The organism is Pseudomonas sp. CFBP 13602, from assembly GCF_014842725.1.
Taxonomy (GTDB): Bacteria; Pseudomonadota; Gammaproteobacteria; order Pseudomonadales; family Pseudomonadaceae; genus Aquipseudomonas; species Aquipseudomonas baltica.
The window spans coordinates 379,828-397,510 of record NZ_JACYVT010000007.1 but is presented as its reverse complement, the minus strand read 5'-3'; the positions used below and the strand labels follow the sequence as shown (position 1 = coordinate 397,510).

Genomic DNA, 17,683 nt, shown 5'->3' with positions numbered 1-17,683 from the left:
GGCGCCGGTCGCCACTGTGCCGGCCGCCGCAGTGGCGGCCGCCACCGCGCCGCTGCGTGCGGAGCCGGCGCCGGTGGTACGCCGTGAAACACCGACAGCCACCGACGCCCTCGATGGTGCAAGCATCTATATCGCCTACGGCCGCTTCAACGAAGCGCTGGGTATTCTGCGCGACGGGCTGGCCAAGCAGCCAGAACGTACCGACCTGCGCGTGCGCATGCTCGAAGTGCTGGGCCAGCAGGGTAATGCCAAGGGATTTGCCGAGCAGGAAAGCCTGTTGCTGGCGGCAGGCTTCAGCGCGGCGACGCTGGCCGAGATACGCAGCCGCTTCGCCAATCTCGAACCCGCGCCAGCAGCGTCAACGCCAACCGCTACCGCGGGTCTGTCACCGGCAGTGGCAGCGACTGCAGTGACGCTGGCGTCCACTGCAGCAGCCGCAGCGTCGGTGCAGCCCGCTCCGAAGCCTGAGCCCGAGCCGGACCCCGAGCCGGAATTCGAGCTGCCCGATCTCGACCTGGCAGCGCCTGAGCCATCAGCTCGGTCAACCCCGCGGCGCGAGCAGGAAGACGAATTCCAGCTCAACCTCGATGACCTGTCCATGGACGCCGATTGGGCGTTGGTCAGCCCATTCGATGATGCGCCGTCGCCCAAAGGCAAGCCGGTGGTCGTCGAGACACCGCCCGAGGCCGAGATGGACCCGGCGTTCACCAGCAATCTGAACGAACTGCCGGAAGTCTTCGAGATGCCCGACGAGCAGTTCCTCAGCGACTTCGCCGATGTCGAGGAGGAGCCGTTCCTCCAGCAGGACGAGGCCCCGGCCGGGAAGACTCAGGACGACATCGACAACGATTTCCTCGACAGCTTCATCGCCGACAGCGACCTGCCCGAGCTGGATGCTCTGACCGTGGATTTCGACGACCTGGAACTGCAGCACGCTTCGGCGGAGAAACTCGATCAGGCCCAGCAGTTGCTCGACGACGGCGATACCAGCGAAGCCAGCGTGCTCTTGCACGAACTGCTGCGCGAAGGCGATGACTCCTGCAAGCAGGCGGCCCGGCAGTTGCTGAATCGGATGGACGAAGCATGAGCGAAGCCATCGCATCCAAGCCTCAGGTGGTGATCACCTATTGCACACAGTGCCAATGGCTGCTGCGCGCCGCGTGGCTGGCCCAGGAGCTGCTCAGCACTTTTGGCGAGGACCTGGGGCAGGTGGCGTTGGCGCCCGCCAGTGGCGGTCGCTTTCTCATCACCTGCGACGGCGTGCAGGTCTGGGAGCGCAAGGCCGACGGTGGTTTTCCCGAGGCCAAGGTGCTCAAGCAGCGCATCCGTGACCTGATCGATCCCGAGCGCGACTTGGGCCATAACGAATCCAGAAGTCCGGCAGCCGAGTAAGCCTCTGCCGGCTCATGCTCAGTGTCGCCAGAAAGCCGGCATGCACAGGATCAGCACGGTGATGATTTCCAGTCGGCCCAGCAGCATGCCCAGGGCCAGGATCCACTTCGCCGCATCGGGCAGCGTGGCGAAATTGCCGGCCGGCCCTATCACCTCGCCCAGCCCCGGCCCTACACCGGAAACCGTGCTGGCGGCGCCGGTCAGGGCGGTCATCCAGTCCAACCCCAGCAGTGACAATGCCAGGGCAATGATGCCGACGGTGAAGCCGAAGAAGAACGAGAACGTCAGGATCGATCGGACGATTTCCTCATCGAGGCGATGGCCGTTGTATTTCTGTTTGATCACCGCGCGCGGATGGATCAGCTGGTTGAGGTTGGACTTGAGCAGGATATAGGCCACCTGGAAGCGGAATATCTTGATCCCGCCCGCGGTCGAGCCCGAGCAGCCACCGATGAAGCCCAGATAGAAAAACAGCATCAGCGAGAAATTGCCCCACAGGCTGTAGTCGCCCAGGGCGAAGCCCGTGGTAGTCACCACCGAGGTGACGTTCAGGGCCACGTGACGAAAGGCCGTCCACCACGGCAGCTCGGTGGTGGCCCAGTACCAGGTACCCAGCACCAGCCAGGTGGCGATCAACAGAATCAGCATGCCTTGCACCTGCTGGTCGCGCAGCAGCGCCTGGCGGTTGCCGCGCAGGGTCGAGACGTAGAGCGCGAACGGCAGGCTGCCCAGAATCATCACCACGATGGCCACCCAGTGCACGGCCGGTTGCTGCCATTTGCCCAGAGACAGGTCGGACGTCGAGAAGCCGCCAGTGGAAATGGCCGACATCGCGTGGTTGACCGCGTCGAACGGGCTCATCCCTGCCAACCAGAACCCCAGGGTGCCCAGGGCGGTGAAGCCGACATACACCAGCACGATGTACTTGGCGACCATATGCGAGCGCGGCATGACTTTTTCGGAGCGATCGCTGGATTCGGTCTGGAACAGCCGCATGCCACCAATGCGCAACAGCGGCAGAATGGCCACGGCCATGCCGATGAAGCCGATGCCGCCCAGCCAGTGCAGCATCGAGCGCCACATGAGGATGCCCGGTGACATCTCGTCCAGATGACTGAGCACCGTGGAACCCGTGGCGGTAATGCCCGACATGCTTTCGAAAAAGGCGTCGGTGTAGCTGATGTGCTGAGTCAGCAGGAAGGGCAGGGCGGCGAACACGCACACCACCACCCAGCTGCTGACCGTGAGCAGGTACATGTCGCGCGGCCGCAGGTTGACGTTGTCGGGGCGGCTGGGCAGCACCAGCAGCAGGCCGGCGACGAAGGTAATCAGGCTGGCCCAGAGGAACGACTGGATGTCTTCGGTGCGTTCGAACACCACCAGTGTGCCCATGGGCACGACCATGCTCACGGCCAGGGTGATCAGGAAGATGCCGATAATGAAACCGATGATGCGCAGGGTCGGCAACGCCATGGGGTCAGCTCTGGCCATGAAGGAAAGGGCCGCCATTCTACCTGCGGGCCACAGCATGTAAACCCGGCAGGCGAAGGCCGCTTGGGTCTAGAATAGCGGCTTATCGTTCGACAGGAGGTTGCCCATGGAGGCGCTCGAGGTTTTGCTCAATCGTGTTTCAGCTCCCCGGCTCATGGCGCCCGCGCCGACGGCCGCGCAGCGTGAAGTGCTGTTCCAGGCCGCGCTGCGCGCGCCCGACCACGGCCAGCTGCGGCCATGGCGTTTTCTCACCGTCGAAGGGGAAGGCTTGCAGCAGCTCGGCGAAGTCCTGGCCGAGGCCACTGCGCTCAACCCCGAGGCTGGCGAAGCGGCGTTGGAAAAAGCCCGCAACATGCCGTTGCGCGCGCCCCTGGTGGTGGTAGTGATCGCCCGCTTGCAGGAGCATCGAAAAGTGCCGCAGAGCGAGCAACTGCTGGCGGCTGGCTGCGCCGCCCATGGCATCCTGCTTGCGGCGAATGCTCAAGGGCTGGGTGGGGTATGGCGCACCGGCGAGCTGTCCTATGCGCCTTATGTGGCCGGCAAGCTGGGCCTGATCGAAGGCGAACAGATCATCGGCTTCCTGTACCTGGGCACGCCGGCGCGAGAGTTGCGCGAAGCGCCGACGCTGGCTACCGCCGATTTCGTTCAAGCCTGGGGCGTCGAGGCCTGAAGCGTTCAGGTGCGAGCCAACCGATCGCGGCGGTCTAGGCCACCACCACCGGTACCGGCGGCAGGTCCAGGGTCGCGATCAAGCCGCCTTCAGGGTGGTTTTCCAGCTGCAGGCTGCCGCCGTGTCGCTCGGCGGCGCGGCGGGCGATGGCCAGGCCCAGGCCATGGCCAGCAGCGCTCTGGCCCGGTGCGCGGAAGAATGGCTCGCTCAGGCGCGCCAGGTGTTCCTCCGCCACGCCCTGGCCGTGATCGCGCACGCTGATGCGCACCCGCCCTTGCACCTGTTGCGCCGACAGCACGACCGGTGCGGGCCCAGGGTTGAAGCGCAGGGCGTTGCGCAGCAGGTTGTCCACGGCCCGTTCGATCATGGTCGGCCAGCCCTGCAGCGCAAGGTGCGCGGCAACGTCCAGCTCGATGGCCTGCTCCGGCACGGCGATCAAGGCGTCCTTGCGCACCGCCTGCAGGAGTGCCGGCAGGTCCACGTCTTCGGCCGTGGCTTGTTCCGCATCGACCCGCGCCAGCACCAGGATCTCGCTGATCAAGGCTTCAAGACGATCGCATTCGCGCGTCAGGCGCGGCCACAACAGGTCGCGCTGGGCAGGCTCGGCCCGTTCCGCCAAGGCCAGGGCGATGCGCAGCCGCGCCAGGGGCGAACGCAACTCGTGGGACACGTCGCGCAACAGCTGTCGCTGGCTGCCGATCAGGCTCTGCAGGCGCGCACCCATGCGGTTGAAGTCGCGCGCCAGCACGCCGAATTCGTCGCGACGACTGGCCAGCTGCGCCAGGCTGTTCTGCTGATAGGTGGTCTGCCCCAATTCGTGCACGGCACCGCGCAGCCTGCTCAATGGGCGCGTGATGGACAACGTCACCATCAGGCTGAACAGCGTCAGTACGACCAATGCGATCACCAGTGCGCTGATCGGCATGAGCAGGGAGTCGCGATGCCACGAGTCGAGTTCGGGGTGCGGGATGCGGTAGATCAGCAAGTAGGTGTCGCCCGTGGTGGGGCTGGTGTAGTCCGCCGTCAGTCGGCGCCACGGCAGGTCGCGATCGGCTTCGTTGTGGCGCGCCTCGAAGGCTTCGGCGCGACGCGGGAAGGTCCCCGGCACCACCGCCTCGCCGGCCTCGTTGAGGACCTGGGTGTCGATGCGATAGCGACGCTTGCGCTGTTCGAGCAGTTCCTGGGCCGCCTCGGCGCCTTTGCTTTCGTAACGCTCCACCCAGTCCTGGGCAAAATGCTTCACCGCCGGGTGCCGACTGAGGATCCAGGTGTCCTGGTTCAACATGTGGCCCAGCAGTACCGAGAGGCCGGCTACCAGGGCGATGGCCAGCCAGAAGCTGGCCAGGATGCGCCAGAACAGTGAACGCAAGGCAAATTCCTCAATGAAAGAAGCCCGGTACGCATGCGCGGACCGGGCTGGGGGCTTGCTCCGATATTACTGGGTTTTCTTGCCTTGCTGGGCTTTCCAGGCCTGGAATTCGGCCCATTCGGCGCGGCGCTCGTCCTGCTTCTTTTTCATTTCGTCGAACTGCTTCTGCTGTTCGGGTTTGAGCACTGCACGTACGTCGGCCTGGGCTTTGTCGTGGTTGGCCTTGATTTCATCTTCCATGGCCTTGCGATCGGCCGCCGGCAGCTTGTCCAGGTACTTCTTGGTGATGTCGCGCTGCTGATGGCGTTCTTCGCCCATCAGTTTGCCCACCTGGGTGCGTTGCTCGTGGGTCAGGTCGAGCTGGGCGAACGGCTCGCCGCCACGGGGGCCTGGGCCGCCCTTGCCTGGGCCTGGGCCGAAACCGTCAGGGCCGCCCTGCGGCATGGCCATGGCCAGGGTTGGCAGGGTAGCGGCGAACAGCATTGCGAGTGTGGTCTTGCGCATGGTGAATCTCCTGTCTGGTTCCCGGTGTTTACCGGATGTGCCCAGTTTATGGAGATCAAGGTCAGGCGCGGTCAATGCCGCGTAAGGCTTGTGTAAAGACATGACGCGGGTGGCATTTACAAACCAGGCCGTTCGCGCCGTACGCGGCGGCAGCTATTGCGCATAGAAATAGCCGCGGCTGCGCAGCGCCATGATCCGCGGGCGGCCGTCGGCGTGCGGGCCGATCTTCTTGCGCAGATTGCTGACGTGCATGTCGAGGCTGCGGTCGTAGAGGGTGAGCTTGCGGCCCAGTGCGATCTGCGCCAGCTCCTGTTTCTCCAGTGGCTCGCCCGGCTGGCGCATGAGTGCCTCGAGCAGGCGGCTTTCGGACACCGTCAGGTTGATGTCGTGTTGATCGATGCTGACCACGCCGCGCGCCGGACTGAAGCACAGGTCGCCCAGCTCCATCTGCCCCGCCACGGCAACCGGGTGGCTGCGGCGCAGTACCGCGCGCAGGCGGGCGGTCAGTTCGCGCGGATCACAGGGTTTGGCCAGATAGTCGTCGGCGCCCAGTTCCAGGCCCAGGATGCGATCCAGCGGTTCGCCCCGGGCCGAGAGCATCAGCACTGGCAACTCGGCGTGTTCGCTGCGCAGCTGCTTGAGCAGTTCCAAGCCGCTGCCGTCGGGCAGCATCACGTCGAGCACCACGGCCGCCGGTGCCAGCTCGGCCAGGGCCTTGCGTGCGCTGCTGCCATCGTGGCAGGCGCGGACCTGGAAACCTTCCTGGCTCAACCAGCTGTTCAGCAGTTCACACAGCTCGACGTCATCGTCGATCAGTAGCAGATCGCTCATCTAGACCTTCATTCGGGCGCAGGCAAAGTCTGCTTGAAGGGTTTGACCAGCACGTCCTTGTACACCCCGGCGGCAACGAACGGGTCGGCGCCGGCCCAGGCCTGGGCTTCGTCCAGGGACTCGAAGCGGGCCACGATGAGGCTGCCGCTGAAGCCGCTCTCGCCTGGGTCGTTGCTGTCGATGGCCGGGTGTGGCCCGGCGAGTACCAGTTGCCCGGCGGCTTCCAGCTGTTTCAGCCGTTCCAGGTGCTCGGGCCGTGCGGCCAGGCGCTTTTCCAGGGAGTTGGGCGTGTCGGTGGCAATGATGGCGTAGAGCATGTCAATCCTCGGTTTTAGGTGTTGTACGATCGGAATCATGCAGGTGACGGGACAGGTAGATACCTTGGCCCACCAGGAACAGCAAGGTCATGGCCAGGCTGCCGAACACTTTGAAGTCGACCCAGAACTGCTCGAAAGTGAAAGCCACGAACAGGTTGGCGGCGCCGCAGAACAGGAAGAAGACCACCCACGCAACGTTGAGTTTCGCCCAGATCGGGTCCGGCAGGGTCAGCGCATGGCCCATCATGCGCTTGATCAGCAGTTGCTTGCCGATGAAATGACTGCCGGCGAACGCCAGGGCGAACAGCCAGTTGACCACCGGCGCCTTCCACTTGAGGAAGGTTTCGCTGTGGAAGGCCAGAGTCAGGCTGCCGAACACCAGGCAGGCGATCAAGGTCAGCCACTGGCCCTTTTCCAGCTTGCGCTGCTTGAGGAACAGCAGGCCATAGACGATCACCGAACTGGCGATGAGCACCTTGGTAGCACTGAAGATGCCGCCCAGTTCGAAGCTGTACCCCGCCAGGTCGACCATGTGCGGGTCGGTCTTGTAGACGATGAGGAACAGGAGCAGCGGGATGAAATCGATCAATTGTTTCACAATGGCAGCCAGAAGCAGGATGTGACGGCATAATAACAAACATCAATGACTGCGAAAGCGCCACTATGAATGTTGACCTGCACTGCCACAGCACCGCCTCCGATGGCGCCCTCGCGCCTGCCGTTCTGGTGCAGCGAGCGTTCGATCATGGCGTGCAGACCCTGGCCCTGACCGACCACGACACCCTGGAAGGCCTGCCAGAGGCCCGTGCGGCGGCCACAGCACTGAACATGCAGTGGGTTAGTGGTGTCGAAATGTCGTGCACCTGGGGCGGTGCCACCATCCACGTGCTCGGTTACAATTTCGCTCTGGATGCACCGCCGCTGGTGGCCGCGCTCGACAGCCTGCACCACGGTCGCTGGCTGCGTGCCGAGGAAATCGACCGACGCCTGGCGCTCAAGGGCATGCCGGGTGCGCTGGACGGTGCTCGGGCCATCCAGAAGGGTCTGGGCGACAGCGGCAATGCGCCGGCGCGACCGCACTTCGCCGATTTCCTCGTGCAGCAGGGCCACGTCAAGGACCGCCAGGAAGCGTTCCGCAAGTGGCTCGGGGCGGGCAAGCTGGGTGACGTCAAGCAGCACTGGCCCACCCTCGAGGACACCGTGCGCACATTGCGCGAGGCGAAGGCCTGGATCAGCCTGGCTCATCCGCTGCACTACGATTTCACGCGCAGCAAGCGGCGCAAGCTGATCGGCGACTACATCCAGGCCGGTGGCCATGCGATCGAGGTGGTCAACGGCATGCAGGCCGCCGAACAGGTCGGCACGCTGTCCATCCTGGCCCGCGAATTCGGCTTGATGGTCAGTGGCGGCAGCGACTTCCACGGCCCGGGCACGTGGGGTGAAATCGGTGTCTATCGGCCATTGCCCGTCGACCTGCCGCCGTTGTCCGCGCGGTTCAAGCACGACCCGTCAACCTCCGCCTGAACAGGATGCCAACGTGAGTCAATTCTTTCAGATCCATCCGCAGAACCCGCAGCCGCGGCTGATCAAGCAAGCGGTCGAGATCATTCGCGGCGGTGGCATCGTGATCTACCCCACCGATTCTTCCTACGCCATCGGTTGCCAGATCGGCGACAAGAACGCCGTGGAACGGGTGCGTCGCCTGCGTCAGCTGGACGACAAGCACAATTTCGCGATCATCTGCTGCGACCTCTCGCAACTGGGGCTGTTCGCCAAGGTCGACACCGCGGCGTTTCGTCTGCTCAAGGCGCACACGCCGGGGCCCTACACCTTCATTCTGAGCGCCACCCGTGAAGTGCCGCGCCTGCTGCTGCATCCCAAGCGCCGGACCATTGGCTTGCGCGTGCCCAGCCATCCGATCGCCCTGGCCTTGCTGGAAGAGTTGGGTGAGCCGCTGATGAGCGTGAGCCTGATCATGCCCGGCGCCAAGGAGCCGCTCAGCGACCCTTACGAGATGCGCCAGTTGCTGGAAAAGCAGGTCGACCTGATCATCGATGGCGGTTTCGGCGGCACCGAGGCGTCCACCGTCATCAACCTGTCCGATGGCGATCCGCAAGTGGTGCGCGTGGGCTGTGGCGATCCGGCACCGTTCGCGGCCATGGCGTGAGTGATCTGAGCGCGGTCGACAATCCGCCGGCGAATCTCGCCCAGGGCTCGCCCGAGCAGCTGCAACTGGCGCTGGTCTACGGCCAGGCGTTCACCCAGATGCCGCAGGACCTGTACATCCCGCCGGATGCGCTGGAGGTGTTCCTCGAAGCGTTCGAAGGCCCGCTCGACCTGCTGCTGTACCTGATCCGCAAGCAGAACATCGACATCCTCGACATCCCCGTGGCGGAGATCACCCGTCAGTACATGGGCTACGTCGAGCTGATGAAAACCGTACGCCTGGAGTTGGCCGCCGAATATCTGGTGATGGCCGCCATGCTTGCCGAGATCAAATCGCGCATGCTGTTGCCGCGCAGCGCCGTGGTCGAGGATGACGAGCACGACCCGCGGGCCGAGCTGATTCGCCGCCTGCAGGAATACGAGCGCTTCAAGGCCGCCGCCGAAGGTATCGATACCCTCAAGCGGGTAGGCCGCGACCTCTACGTGCCCAGGCTCGATGCACCTCAGGCCAAGGTACGCAAGCTGCTGCCCGAGGTCAGCCTGGAAGAGCTGCTGATGTCGATGGCCGACGTGTTACGGCGCAGCGACATGTTCGAAAGCCATCAGGTCAGCCGCGAGGCCCTGTCGACCCGCGAACGCATGAGCCAGGTGCTCGAACGCCTGCGCGGCGGTGGCTTCGTGCCTTTCGTCGAGCTGTTCGGTGCCGAGGAGGGCAAGTTGGGCGTGGTGGTCACCTTCATGGCCATTCTCGAACTAGTCAAGGAGCAGTTGATCGAACTGGTGCAGAATGACGCCTTTGCCGCTATCCATGTGCGCGCCCGAGCCGAACAATGAATCTGACTGACCCGCGCGATCTGGCGCCACTGCTCGAAGCCTTTCTGCTGGCCTCCGGAAAGCCGCAGTCCCTGGAACGCCTCCATGAGCTGTTCGAGGAAGCCGAGCGGCCGGAGCCGGCGGTGTTCAAGAAGGCCCTGGAGGTGCTGGGCAAGTCCTGCGAAAAGCGCGCGTTCGAGTTGGTGGAGGTCGCCTCGGGCTACCGCTTGCAGATCCGCGAAAGATACGCGCCCTGGGTGGGTCGATTGTGGGAAGAACGCCCGCAGCGCTACTCCCGCGCGTTGCTGGAAACCATGGCGTTGATCGCCTATCGCCAGCCCATCACCCGTGGCGAGATCGAAGACGTGCGTGGCGTGGCGGTCAACAGCAATATCGTCAAGACGCTGGTGGAACGCGAGTGGATCCGCGTGGTGGGCTATCGCGACGTGCCGGGCCGGCCGGCGATGTTCGCCACCACCAAGGCCTTTCTCGACCATTTCAACCTCAAGAGCCTCGATGAGCTGCCGCCATTGGCAGTGCTGCGCGAGATGGAACCTGAAACCATCCTCGAAGACCACGACGACGATGCGCCAGTGCCTGCTCATCTGCAGGCGCTGGCCGATGCCAGCGCCGAGGGCGAGGCCCCGGCCAAGGACGAGACCAGCTTTCGATCGTTGCTGGTGGAGCTTGATTCCATGGAACAGGGCCTCAAGATCGACTTCGACGACCTGGTCCAGGACCCTGCGCAGACCGACGACGACCGCTGATTGCAAGGTAGACCTGCGGGAGCGGCCATCGGCCGCGAAAAGGGCGGCGCGGTGGGGCAGGTGGACCGCATCGAGGCTTTCGCGGCCACTGACCGCTCCTACGGGGGCGGCGTGGTCTTTCTGTGGGAGCGGGCTCTGCCCGCGAAAAGGGCGGTGCGGTGGGTCAGGTGGACCGCATCGAGGCTTTCGCGGCCACTGACCGCTCCTACGGGGAGGGGTGTGAACATGCTCTGCCAAGGTGCGCCCTTGGCCCGTGTGCTGCGTCCGGCAGCCGCCATACCGTACGCTTCCTGTGTTTGCCAGATGCACCAATGCGGGCACGTACTGCCCTCCTGTGGAGCATTTAATTCATTAAAATTAGTTCTTGAAGTATTTGATCCTTGGCCCTAGTCTCGTTCTCGACAGGCCTGCGCAAGCACCCAGGCCGCCATTGGCACTGACGTGAATCGGGGAGCTGGACATGAGCGTGAAATTACTTTTGAGCATGGCTGTGGCCACTGCGTTTTCGGCCTCGGCACTGGCTGCCGATTGGACCGTCGGTGCCAACGTGGGGAATGTGCCCTGGGAGTTCCAGGACGCCAAGGGCGACATCGTCGGCTTTGAAGTCGATGTGGTGAAGGAAGTCGCCAAGCGCGCCGGCAAGACCGTGGAGTTCGTCAACATCCCGTTCAATGGCCTGTTCAGCGCCGTGCAGTCCAAGCGCGCCGACATCGCCATTTCTTCCATCACCATCACGCCCAAGCGTCTGGAATCGGTAGGGTTCGCGCAGCCGTACTACGACAGCGACCAGTCGCTGTCGGTGCTGACCAAGTCCGGCATCAAGGGCCTGGATGACATGAGCGGCAAAGTGGTCGGCGTCGACACCGGTTCGACCGGGGACATGTGGGCCGCCAAGCATCAGAGTGAGTACAAGTTCAAGGACATCTCGCGCTACGAAGGTCTGTCGCCGGCCATGCTCGACCTGGCGTCCGGGCGCATGGATGGCTACATCAGCGACATTCCGGCCGTGCTCTATTACATCAAGGACAAGCCACAGTATGCCGTGGTCGCGCGCATTCCCACCGGCGAGAAATACTCGCTGATGCACGCCAAGGGCTGGGCCGAAGGCGCGCGAGTGAACACGATCATCAGCGAGATGAAAAAAGACGGCGTGATCGCCGACCTGCACAAGAAGTGGTTCGGTGCGGCCGCCGCAGACGACTCCAGCACCGTGAAAGTCGTCGACGTTCCGCAATAAGCACCGCGCTTCGGCCCGCCCGCTACCGGCCCACGACCAAGGTAACCGTTCATGGAGTTGCTACAGACTTTCTTCAACTGGGACGTGTTCGTCGACGCGCTGCCTTTGATGCTGCGCGGCCTTGGCGTGACCATATTGCTCGGCGTGGTGAGTATCGTGCTGGGCCTGGCCGGCGGTCTGCTGCTGGCCATGCTCAGATTGTACGGCTACACCCCCGTGCGCTGGCTGGCACGGGTGTACATCGACGTGCTGCGGTCTATCCCGCTGCTGGTCCTGCTGGTGTTGATCTACTATGCATTGCCCTTCGTCGGCATCCGCCTGTCGTCCTTCGCTGCTGCCACGGCCGCGCTGTCCCTGGTGTCGTGCGCCTATTCGGCGGAGATCTTCCGTTCCGGCATCGAGGCTATCCCCAAGGGTCAGTTCGAAGCGGCGGCTTCCCAGGGCATGAGCTTCTTCAACACCATGCGCGACGTGATCCTGCCCCAGGCCATGCGCATCGTCTTGCCGCCCATGACCAGCAACTGCATCAACGTCATGAAGGACACGGCACTGGCGTCAGTGGTCGCCATGCCCGACCTGCTCAAGCAGGCCACCCAGGCCCAGGCGCTGTCGGCCAATCCAACGCCGCTGGTGGGGGCGGCGATCATGTACCTGTTGTTGCTGCTGCCACTGGTGCAGATGGTCAGCTGGGTAGAGCGTCGCAACGGCAGCGGAGGCAAGCGCGCATGAGCAACGTCATCGAAATCGAACGACTGGACAAGTTCTACGGGCCATTCCAGGCCCTCAGCGACATCAACCTGACTGTCGCCCAGGGCGAAGTGGTGGTGATCCTGGGGCCTTCGGGGTCGGGCAAGTCCACCCTGATTCGCTGCATCAACCTGCTCGAGCCCTACCAGGGTGGCGACATCCGGGTGTCCGGGCAGCGCGTGGAAACCGGCCCCAAGCTTGCCGGCATCCGCTGCGAAGTGGGCATGGTGTTTCAGAACTTCAATCTCTACCCCCACCTCACCGTGCTCGCCAACGTGGCCCTGGCGCCGGTGCGCGTGCGCGGCATGAACCGACGTGATGCCCAGGAGCGCGCGCGGCTGTTGCTGGAAAAGGTCGGCATGTCCGCGCATGCCGACAAGTACCCCAGCCAACTGTCTGGGGGCCAGCAGCAACGGGTCGCGATCGCCCGGACCATGGCCATGGAGCCACGGGTGATCCTGTTCGACGAGCCGACCTCGGCGCTGGACCCGGAAATGGTCGGCGAAGTGCTCGACGTGATGCAGAACCTTGCCCGTTCCGGGGTGACCATGATCGTGGTCACCCACGAGATGGGCTTCGCGCGCAAGGTCGCCGACCGGGTGATCTTCATGGAAACCGGGCGCATCATCGAACAGAACCATCCCCAGGCCTTCTTCACCGCGCCCCAGGAACCCCGTACCCAGGCATTCCTGCAGGCCATCCTGCACCACTGACAGGCTCTACCCCTAACAAGCAAACGGGAGACTCACTTTGACTGCCCTCGATATCGACTACGTCCGTCGCCAATTTCCCGCACTCGCCGACGGCTACGGCTACCTGGACAACGCCGGCGGCTCGGCGGTGCTCAAGCCGGTGGCCGAGCGCATCACCGAGTACCTGCTCAACCACGCGGTGCAGCTTGGCGCTTCGTACGAACCGTCGGTGAAGGCTGGTGCCAAGGTGCTGGAAGCACGCGCCTCGGTGGCCCAGCTGATCAACGCCCGCCACTCTGAAGAGTGTGTGATGGCCGGTTCGACCACCTTGTTGCTGCAGCTGCTGGCTCGGGCGATTGCGCCGTCGATCGGCGCGGGCGACGAGATCATCGTCACGCACAGCGACCACGAAGCCAACATCGGCCCCTGGCAGCGCCTGTGCCAAGAGCGCGGGGCCACCCTGCGCGTATGGTCGGTGGATCCGTCGAGCCTGGAGCTGGAGCTGCGCGACCTGGAGCAACTTCTCGGGCCGCGCACGCGTTACGTGGCGATGACCCACGCGTCGAACATTCTGGGCAGCGTCAACCCGGTCGCGCAGGTTGCCGAGCGCGTGCACGCCTGCGGTGCCAAGCTGGTGGTGGACGCGGTGGCGTACGCACCGCACCGTCTGGTCGATGTGCAGGCCAGCGGCGCCGACTATTACGTGTTCAGCTTCTACAAGGTGTTCGGCCCGCATTTCGCGGTGCTGTGGGGCAAGCGCGAACTGCTGCTGGAACTGCCCAGCCTCAACCATTTTTTCATCGGCCAGGACGTGCTGCCGTACAAGCTGCAGCCGGGCAACGTCAACTACGAACTGTCCTACGGTTGCATGGGCATCAGTGACTACCTGCTGGACATCGGCCGGCGCCTGGGCACTGCAGGCAGCGAGCGGCAGATCATGCAGGCGGCCTTCGATGCGTTCGAGGTGCAGGAAAACCTCTTGGCCGAGATTCTGCTGGGCTATCTGCGCGAGGCCGACGGCGTACGCATCATCGGCAAACCACGGGTGACCGCGGGCGACCGGGTACCGACCATCAGCTTCGTCGTCGAGGGCGTGCAGTCCGAGGCCATCGTGCGACAGGTGGACGCGGCACGCATCGGCATTCGTTTTGGTGACTTCTATGCCCGTCACTTGATCGAAGAACTGGGCCTGGCACCTCAGGGAGGGGTGGTACGCGTTTCCATTGCGCACTACAACACCGTCGATGAAATGACGCGGCTGGTGGAATGCCTGGCCCGAGCCATCGCAGACCTGCGTCCCAGCTGACCGCCATCGAGCCACTGAACCATGCCATTACCGCACACCCTTGAAGAACTGCGCAGCGCCATTGCGGTGGGGCAGGACAAACTCACTGCGCGCATGCGCGATGCCGCCCAGTACGTGATCGAGCACCCCCATGATGTGGCGCTCAACACGGTCGCGGCCCTGGCCGCGCGTTCGCAGATCCCCGCTTCGGCGTTCATTCGTCTGGCCCAGGCCTTGGGCTTTGGCGGTTTCAGCGACCTGCAGCGGGTGTGCAAGGCGCCGCTGGAGAAAGCCGGGCAGGGCAGCTTCAAGGAACGTATTCGCCATTATCGCGGCGAACAGTTGCTCGACGACCCGACCGATGTGGGCGCCATGCTCGGCGCCTTCAGCCGGGCCAACATCGTCTCCCTCGAACACCTTGCCGAAGGGCAGCAGGTGCAGGCGCTGGAACAGGCCATCGGCTTGCTGCAACAGGCGCGCACCACGTTCGTGGTGGGCATGCGCCGTTCGTTTCCGATGGCTGCCTACCTCAGCTATGCCCTGAGCCGTGTCGGCCGGCGCGCCGTGCACATCAGCGGCCTGGGCGGCAGCCTGCGCGAGCAGGTCGGCGCGCTGCACGGTGATGACGTGCTGGTGGCGGTGAGCTTCCCCCCGTATGCCCAGGAAACCATCGACGCCTGTAACCAGGCGGTGGCGGCCGGTACGCCGATCGTTGCCATCACCGACAGCCTGCTCAGCCCGATCGGCCAGTGCGCCTCGGTGATGATCGAAGTCGACGACGCCGAACTGCTTGGCTTTCGCTCGTTGACTGCTGCGTTCTGCGTGGCCCAGACACTGGCCATGGGCCTGGCCTTCGCCGCAGGTGAAACCTTTGGCGGCATCGACCACGACGCTTTGAAAGATATCGACTGCTGAGGCCCCAGGCCCGGCATTTTGCCCAACCTGCTGGAGAGCCGTACCGTGACATCACCCCTAAGAGATCTGGTCGGCTATGGCCAGCAACGTCCCCAGGGTACCTGGCCCAATGGCGCCCGGCTGGCGATCAGCCTGGTCATCAACTACGAGGAAGGCTCCGAACGGTCCCTGGCCATGGGCGATCCCGATCAGGAAAGCATGACCGAGTGGGGCAGCTATCAGTTTCCCGATGGCGTACGCAACCTGGCCATGGAATCGATGTACGAATACGGCTCGCGGGTCGGTATCTGGCGCATCCTGCAGATTCTGCAGAAGGCCAACGTGCCGGCCACGTTCCATGCCTGCGCGGTGGCCTTTGAGCAGAACCCCGACGTGGCGCGGGCGGCGGTCGAGCTGGGCCATGAAATATGCAGCCACGGCTACCGTTGGGAGGAAGTGTTCCGCCTCACCGAGGAGCAGGAGCGCGAGCACATTCGCCTGGCCATCGAGTCGTTCCAGCGCACCTGCGGCAAGCGCCCGGTAGGCTGGTACTGCCGCTATGGCGCCAGCGTGCGCACCCGTCGCCTGGTAGCCGAGGAGGGCGGTTTCCTCTACGACTCCGATGCCTACAACGATGACGTGCCGTACTTCGTCGACGTCGAAGGCAAACGCCGCCTGGTGGTGCCGTACACCAGTGACGTCAATGATTTCCGCTACTGGAATTCGCCGGGCCTGTCCCAGGCTTCCGACTTTCTCGAGTACATGAAGGAAAGCTTCGAGGTGCTGCACGAAGAATCTGCAGACGGCCTGCGCATGATGTCCGTCGGCCTGCACCCGCGCATGGTCGGACGCCCGGGCCGGATACGCGCCTTGCAGAAGTTCATCGAGTACGCGCAGGGCCACGAAGGCGTGTGGTTCGCCACTCGCGAGCAGATCGCCCAGGCGTGGCTGGAGCGTGACGCTGCCGCAGTGTGAAAGCGGCTCTCTTTACCCGAAGACACTCTCCCACCTGATCGCGCTGTGCTGTTCCTGGCTCAGGTCCAGCACGCTTTCCACGTGGGCGAGGTGATGCAGCATCAGGGCAATGGCACGTTTTTCGTCCTGGGCTTCGATGGCAGCAACGATTGCACCGTGTTCGTCCTCGGGGCAGGCATGCATCTGCGGACCATCGTAGAGCGCGTGCATCAGCGACGTCACCGGACACAGCTGGCGCATGATGCGAGTGATGAAGCTGTTGCCACCGATCTCGGCCAGCAGGCTGTGGAAATCCCCGGACAGCTTGATCAAGGCGCGCCGATCCTGGTTCTTGCGCGCCAGCGCCTCCTTTTTCAGGTGGGCATGTAAAGGCTTGCGCTGGGCCTTGGTCGAGCGGTGGATGACATTGCGAATGATCTCCGGTTCAAGCAACCGGCGTGTGGCGAACAGGTCACGGGTTTCCTGCACCGTGGGGCTGGTGACGAACGCGCCGCGGTTGGGGTGCAGCTTGACCAAGCCTTCCTTGGCCAGCGCCATGAGCGCCTGGCGAATCTTGTTGCGGCCCACGCCAAACGCGATCGCAAGTTTCTCCTCGGCCAGCTTGATACCCGGCGGCAGGCGGTGCTCCATGATGGCGATGGTAATGTGTTCGGCGATGCCATCGGCATCCTGTGGTGTGTTCAGATCCATATCCGTTTCCTGACGTACCCTTGCCCGCGGTCAGCCGCGGATGCGCCGACTGATGCCGGTCAATTTTTCCATCACTACCATCATCACCAGGGTGACAATGACCAGCACGCTGGACAGAGCGGCAATGGTGACGTCCAGTTTGCTCTCCAGGTCCTGCCACATGCGGATCGGCAGCATGTCGGTGCGTGCATCGCGCAGGAACAGCGAGACGGCAGTGTTATCGAACGAAGACATGAACGCAATGAATGCCCCGGCCGCGATGCCTGGCGCAATCAGCGGCAAGGTAATGCGCCGCAACGCGTGCGCTCTCGAAGCACCCAGGCTGGCAGCGCTTTCCAGCAGCGCCGGCGGCAACTGCATCAGCGCCGAAGAGGTGGTACGGATGACGTAGGGTACGCAGACCACGGTGTGACCGATCACTAGCGTCGTCAGCGACACCGGCACGCCCAGCTCGCTGAAAAAGATCAATGCCGACAAGCCGAACGCCAGCCCCGGCAGAATCAACGGTGACATGAACAGCGCATCGAGGCAGCGCGCTGTCTTGCTCGTGGAACGGGCGATGGCCAGCGAGGCGGCAGTGCCCATGACCACACACAGAAGCGTGGTCATCGACGCCACCATAAAACTGTTCCACGCCGCGAAATGCAGGGTGAACGCCTTGAGCAGGGCGACATACCAGCGTGTCGAGAAGCCCTGAGGCGGAAAGCGCAGCGAGTAGCTGTCGGTGAACGAGACGATCAGCACGATCAGCGTCGGTGCCAGCAACAGGATAAGGGCGGCCCAGGCCACCAGATAGAGGGTGCCCTTGAGGGCGATGTCCGACAGGTCGTTTCGACGTCCCAT

20 protein-coding genes and 1 pseudogene are annotated in these 17,683 nt (G+C 63.9%); 13 read left to right on the top strand and 8 right to left on the bottom strand.

Annotation, left to right across the window (positions count from 1 at the left end; genetic code table 11):
• Nucleotides 1–1,087: FimV/HubP family polar landmark protein (locus IFU31_RS16960; RefSeq protein WP_342345290.1), on the top strand; the 1,087-nt coding region annotated here is incomplete at its 5' end.
• Nucleotides 1,084–1,392 carry a SelT/SelW/SelH family protein gene (locus IFU31_RS16955; protein WP_185793858.1) on the top strand — a complete coding sequence of 103 codons (309 nt, stop codon included), beginning with the start codon at nucleotides 1,084–1,086 and terminating at the stop codon, nucleotides 1,390–1,392. The genes IFU31_RS16960 and IFU31_RS16955, both read left to right, overlap by 4 nt.
• 18 nt (nucleotides 1,393–1,410) lie before the next feature.
• Here IFU31_RS16955 and IFU31_RS16950 read toward each other — a convergent pair whose 3' ends face one another.
• Nucleotides 1,411–2,865 carry a TrkH family potassium uptake protein gene (locus IFU31_RS16950; RefSeq protein WP_192103891.1) on the bottom strand — a complete coding sequence of 485 codons (1,455 nt, stop codon included), beginning with the start codon at nucleotides 2,863–2,865 and terminating at the stop codon, nucleotides 1,411–1,413.
• Between the two features lie 124 nt (nucleotides 2,866–2,989).
• Between IFU31_RS16950 and IFU31_RS16945 the strand changes: the two genes are divergently transcribed.
• The gene (locus tag IFU31_RS16945) at nucleotides 2,990–3,553 is read left to right on the top strand and encodes an NAD(P)H nitroreductase (RefSeq protein WP_192053911.1); all 564 of its coding nucleotides are present in this window, start codon (nucleotides 2,990–2,992) and stop codon (nucleotides 3,551–3,553) included.
• A gap of 34 nt (nucleotides 3,554–3,587) precedes the next feature.
• Here the strand turns inward: IFU31_RS16945 and IFU31_RS16940 are convergent, their stop codons facing one another.
• The 5 genes from IFU31_RS16940 to IFU31_RS16920 all read right to left on the bottom strand — a co-directional run bounded on the left by IFU31_RS16940 (nucleotide 3,588) and on the right by IFU31_RS16920 (nucleotide 7,172).
• Nucleotides 3,588–4,922: a sensor histidine kinase gene (locus IFU31_RS16940; protein ID WP_192057519.1), complete on the bottom strand. Its 1,335-nt coding sequence runs from the start codon at nucleotides 4,920–4,922 to the stop codon at nucleotides 3,588–3,590.
• Nucleotides 4,923–4,988: 66 nt separating this feature from the next.
• The gene (locus IFU31_RS16935; RefSeq protein ID WP_122479172.1) at nucleotides 4,989–5,426 is read right to left on the bottom strand and encodes a Spy/CpxP family protein refolding chaperone; all 438 of its coding nucleotides are present in this window, start codon (nucleotides 5,424–5,426) and stop codon (nucleotides 4,989–4,991) included.
• Nucleotides 5,427–5,579: 153 nt separating this feature from the next.
• Nucleotides 5,580–6,257: a response regulator transcription factor gene (locus IFU31_RS16930; RefSeq protein ID WP_122479171.1), complete on the bottom strand. Its 678-nt coding sequence runs from the start codon at nucleotides 6,255–6,257 to the stop codon at nucleotides 5,580–5,582.
• An 8-nt stretch (nucleotides 6,258–6,265) separates the two neighbouring features.
• Nucleotides 6,266–6,574 carry a YciI family protein gene (locus IFU31_RS16925; RefSeq protein ID WP_122479170.1) on the bottom strand — a complete coding sequence of 103 codons (309 nt, stop codon included), beginning with the start codon at nucleotides 6,572–6,574 and terminating at the stop codon, nucleotides 6,266–6,268.
• A 1-nt stretch (nucleotide 6,575) separates the two neighbouring features.
• The gene (locus IFU31_RS16920) at nucleotides 6,576–7,172 is read right to left on the bottom strand and encodes a septation protein A (protein ID WP_122479169.1); all 597 of its coding nucleotides are present in this window, start codon (nucleotides 7,170–7,172) and stop codon (nucleotides 6,576–6,578) included.
• 65 nt (nucleotides 7,173–7,237) lie between these two features.
• Between IFU31_RS16920 and IFU31_RS16915 the strand changes: the two genes are divergently transcribed.
• The 10 genes and pseudogenes from IFU31_RS16915 (at nucleotide 7,238) to IFU31_RS16870 (ending at nucleotide 16,150) form a co-directional block, all read left to right on the top strand.
• Nucleotides 7,238–8,098 (top strand): PHP domain-containing protein, encoded by an 861-nt coding sequence (locus IFU31_RS16915; protein ID WP_122479168.1) that lies wholly within the window; start codon nucleotides 7,238–7,240, stop codon nucleotides 8,096–8,098.
• Between the two features lie 13 nt (nucleotides 8,099–8,111).
• Entirely contained in the window at nucleotides 8,112–8,741 is a 630-nt protein-coding gene (locus IFU31_RS16910; protein ID WP_192053917.1) for an L-threonylcarbamoyladenylate synthase, read from the top strand.
• Nucleotides 8,742–8,872: 131 nt separating this feature from the next.
• Entirely contained in the window at nucleotides 8,873–9,574 is a 702-nt protein-coding gene (locus tag IFU31_RS16905) for a segregation and condensation protein A (protein WP_192049963.1), read from the top strand.
• Nucleotides 9,571–10,314, top strand: a pseudogene (scpB, locus tag IFU31_RS16900) (SMC-Scp complex subunit ScpB); the annotation flags it as partial. The gene IFU31_RS16905 and the pseudogene scpB, both read left to right, overlap by 4 nt.
• Nucleotides 10,315–10,780: 466 nt before the next feature.
• Nucleotides 10,781–11,557: a transporter substrate-binding domain-containing protein gene (locus tag IFU31_RS16895; protein WP_192103850.1), complete on the top strand. Its 777-nt coding sequence runs from the start codon at nucleotides 10,781–10,783 to the stop codon at nucleotides 11,555–11,557.
• A gap of 51 nt (nucleotides 11,558–11,608) precedes the next feature.
• Nucleotides 11,609–12,286 carry an amino acid ABC transporter permease gene (locus IFU31_RS16890; protein WP_192103848.1) on the top strand — a complete coding sequence of 226 codons (678 nt, stop codon included), beginning with the start codon at nucleotides 11,609–11,611 and terminating at the stop codon, nucleotides 12,284–12,286.
• Nucleotides 12,283–13,017, top strand: a complete 735-nt coding sequence (locus IFU31_RS16885) for an amino acid ABC transporter ATP-binding protein (RefSeq protein ID WP_122479163.1) — start codon at nucleotides 12,283–12,285, stop codon at nucleotides 13,015–13,017. Before IFU31_RS16890 ends, IFU31_RS16885 begins: the two co-directional genes overlap by 4 nt.
• A 37-nt stretch (nucleotides 13,018–13,054) precedes the next feature.
• Nucleotides 13,055–14,302, top strand: a complete 1,248-nt coding sequence (locus tag IFU31_RS16880; RefSeq protein WP_192103846.1) for a cysteine desulfurase-like protein — start codon at nucleotides 13,055–13,057, stop codon at nucleotides 14,300–14,302.
• 21 nt (nucleotides 14,303–14,323) lie between these two features.
• Nucleotides 14,324–15,196, top strand: coding sequence for a MurR/RpiR family transcriptional regulator (locus tag IFU31_RS16875; RefSeq protein WP_122479161.1), 873 nt, complete (start codon nucleotides 14,324–14,326; stop codon nucleotides 15,194–15,196).
• Nucleotides 15,197–15,241: 45 nt separating this feature from the next.
• The gene (locus tag IFU31_RS16870) at nucleotides 15,242–16,150 is read left to right on the top strand and encodes a polysaccharide deacetylase family protein (RefSeq protein ID WP_192103844.1); all 909 of its coding nucleotides are present in this window, start codon (nucleotides 15,242–15,244) and stop codon (nucleotides 16,148–16,150) included.
• Nucleotides 16,151–16,162: 12 nt separating this feature from the next.
• Here IFU31_RS16870 and IFU31_RS16865 read toward each other — a convergent pair whose 3' ends face one another.
• Entirely contained in the window at nucleotides 16,163–16,840 is a 678-nt protein-coding gene (locus tag IFU31_RS16865) for a GntR family transcriptional regulator (protein ID WP_192103842.1), read from the bottom strand.
• A 30-nt stretch (nucleotides 16,841–16,870) separates the two neighbouring features.
• Nucleotides 16,871–17,683 carry an ABC transporter permease gene (locus tag IFU31_RS16860; RefSeq protein WP_197979662.1) on the bottom strand — a complete coding sequence of 271 codons (813 nt, stop codon included), beginning with the start codon at nucleotides 17,681–17,683 and terminating at the stop codon, nucleotides 16,871–16,873.